This is a genomic window from Inquilinus sp. (assembly GCF_057815775.1).
Window position 1 is genome coordinate 1 of the sequence record NZ_JBYRFX010000205.1, and the last position, 2970, is coordinate 2970.

A 2970-nucleotide genomic window follows, 5' to 3' on the forward strand; every position below is an offset into this window, starting at 1 on the left:
GTCAGCTCCAGCACCCGGTCGCCGTCGCTCTGCGACCCGGCCGACAGCGACACCGTGGGCTCGCGGCTCTTGCGGTCGATGCCGACGCCGGATTGGGCGTTGATGCCATCATACAGGCGCAGGCCCGCCGGCGCGGCCGCCGGCAGGTCCAGCCGGTAGGTCGTGCCGGCATTGCCGATGCGGTACAGGTCGCGGCCGAACGGGCCGATGGTGCCGCCGATCCAGCCGGCGAGCAGCGCGTCGGCGGCGCCGAAGCGGATGTGGAAGGGCGACGTGGTGTCGCCGTCGGCCCAGGCCGCGGCTGGGCCGCCATAGGCGGTGACCAGATAGGTGCCCGGCTCCCGCGCCGCCTCATAGGTGACGTCGGGCATCGGGTGGCCGGCCCCCGGCTCGATGGTCCGCAGCCGCGCCATTTCCGGCACCAGGTCGGTGCCGTTCCGCCAGAAGCGCAGATCCGCCAGGTTGCGGCCGGCCGCCTCCAGCCGCACGAAACCCGGCGCGTCCACCGAGAACCAGAAGGATTTCTGCTCCAGGTCGGCCAGGGTGCCGCTGGCCACCACGCCGTCGCGCGGGCGCAGCCCGGGGGCCTGGGCCTCGCGGAACGGCTGCACCGACAGGGCGGCGTCACCCGTTGCGCCCTTGGCGCCGGACAGGCGCAGCTTGTAGGTGCCGACATCCAGCAGGGCGTCCAGCCGGCCATCGGTGGCGCCGGGGTCGCCCGACGGATCGGACGGGCCGGTCAGCATGTCGACCAGCTGGATCGACACGCCGCTCTGGCTGTGGACGCGGATCGAGAACCGGCCGGGCTGCAGCACGTGCAGCAGCGTGTCGTGCTGGCCGGCGGTGGGAAATTTGTCCTGGTCGATGGTCGCCGCCGCATCCGGGCGGGCCGGCAGCACGGCCGTCTGCGCCAGGGCCGGCGTCTGCAAAATGACAGAGGGGGTGGCGAGGGCGACGAACAGGCCCAACAGCTGGAACCAGCGACCGGCTTTCATGACGTCTTCCCCCACACCCAAGGCCTCCGACTGCCCTGGCAGCCTCATTGTTTCAATAGGATTCATGGCATTTCGATGATCTTCAGGGTGCTTTTTGTGGATATCCCTGCGTTTCGGCCGTGCACCGGGGATGGGCGACCCTCGCGGCGCGTGCGTTACCGCCGGGCCGGATTGCGGAGTCGCCCGGACGAGGGATCGATCCGCGGCCTAACGTGTTAGCCAGATGACCCCTCCGCCGATGCGGCGGCACCTGACCGCTCGGCGGCAGGTCTCTGCTCGCCACCGGCGGCATCCGCTCGAAGCCCAGGAAGCACACGGCTGATGATCAATTTCGACAACCTGTGGGCGATGTTCGTCCTGTACGGGCTCAACGCCCTCTACGCGATCGCGCTGCTGTTCGTCGGCTGGTGGCTGTCCGGTTTCATCCAGCGCTGGCTGCTGCGGCTGGCCGCCGCCACCGGCCATGTCGATGCCACCATCGCGGAGTTCCTGGCGTCGCTGGCGCGCTATCTCGTGCTTGCGGTCGTCATCATCGCCGTGCTGCAGATCTTCGGCATTCAGACCACCAGCCTGGTGGCGGTGCTGGGCGCCGCCTCCCTGGCCATCGGCCTCGCCCTGCAGGGAACCCTGTCGAACCTCGCCGCCGGGGTGATGCTGCTGCTGTTCCGGCCGTTCAAGATCGGCGATTCCGTCGAGGTTGCGGGCAAGGCCGGCACGGTGAAGTCGCTTTCGCTGTTCATGACCGAGCTGGTGACCTCGGCCAATGTCCAGATCCTGCTGCCGAACGGCGCGGTCTGGGGCGCCGCCATCATCAACAACTCGACCTATCCCGGCCTGGCCAAGCTCGACCTGACCTTCCCGGCCCCGGCCGGCCCGCGGGCCGAGGCGCTGGCGCGGGACATCGTCGACATGCTGAAGGCCGATCCGCGCGTGCCGGCGGGCACCCAGCCCAGCGTCGCCATCTCCAGGCTGGTCGACCTGTCGAAGCCGGAGGCCGGGGTGGTCGAACTGACGGTCAGCGCGCCGGTGCCGCTGTCCGATGTCGGCGCGGTGAAGGCGGCGCTGATGGGCCGGATCAATGGCGCCCTCGGCCGCCTCGTCGCCGGCCCCGACGCGGACGCCCCCGCCACGGCGAACGGCCGGGCCTCGGCGGGCGCGGCCGGCAACCACAGCTATGGTGCGGGTTGAGGGAGCCGGACTGTATCGCGTCGCGGCGCTCGCGATGACGGTTTGAGTCGAGGCGGCGTGCCAACCCCTCACCGTCATCGCGAGCCCGGAGGGCGTGGCGATCCAGGCTGGCGCCGCCTCTGGCTGCACGACTGGATCGCGTCGCTGCGCTCGCGATGACGGTTTTGGGTGGAGCCGGCCGTACCAACCTTCGCCGGACGGTGCTGGGCGGAGCCGGCCGTACCAACTGGGACCGGTGCCGATGATGTGAACACAACGTTCATTGCGCCGACCTCTCGCATTCGTTCATCATCTGTTCCATGCAACCCACCCCCGAGCCCATCGACATCCAGGTCCACTGCCGCAGCCTTGCGCTGCAGGGGATCGAGATGCTCAGCCGCCTCGCCGAGATCGGCATGCGGCTGGCCGAGGGGGAAGGCGCTCGTGCCCTGGCGGCGCAGGCCTGGGCCGCCGAAGTGCGGGCCGATCCGGCCGGGCTGCCGGCGGAGGATCCCGATCCCAGGAACGAGGCGCGTGACGCCGGGCTGGCCTTCGACCGCTTCGCCCGGTCGGTGCAGCGCTCGCTGGGCCTGCGCAGCCGCGCCGCCGATCGGCTGTGCGCCAGCGACAAGGTCGCGACCGCCGAGCGCGAAGTCGGCCGCAAGGCGCGCCGCGCCCGCCATCGCGACGACGTCCAGAGCGTCCTCGCCTTCATGATCTGGGACGAGACCCCGGATGACGATCGGGCCAAGGCACTGGAGCAGGAGCTCGGCGAGCGGGTCAGCGACCTCTATACCGACGACGAGGA

The 2970-nt window shown here is 70.5% G+C and carries 3 protein-coding genes; 2 read left to right on the forward strand and 1 reads right to left on the reverse strand.

All coding sequences use genetic code 11. From position 1 onward, the window contains the following. Positions 1-995 (reverse strand): hypothetical protein (locus AC3XYG_RS07260; RefSeq protein WP_489139140.1); only part of this gene is annotated, 995 nt, incomplete at its 3' end. 321 nt (positions 996-1316) lie between these two features. On the opposite strand from AC3XYG_RS07260, the gene AC3XYG_RS07265 reads away from it, so the two are divergent. After that, entirely contained in the window at positions 1317-2183 is an 867-nt protein-coding gene (locus AC3XYG_RS07265; protein WP_489139141.1) for a mechanosensitive ion channel family protein, read from the forward strand. A gap of 299 nt (positions 2184-2482) precedes the next feature. Further along, positions 2483-2970 (forward strand): hypothetical protein (locus AC3XYG_RS07270; protein WP_489139142.1); only part of this gene is annotated, 488 nt, incomplete at its 3' end.

Coding starts and splice junctions, on each gene's coding strand:
- AC3XYG_RS07265 (WP_489139141.1), top strand. CDS start 1,317: ATGATCAATTTCGACAACCTGTGGGCGATGTTCGTCCTGTACGGGCTC.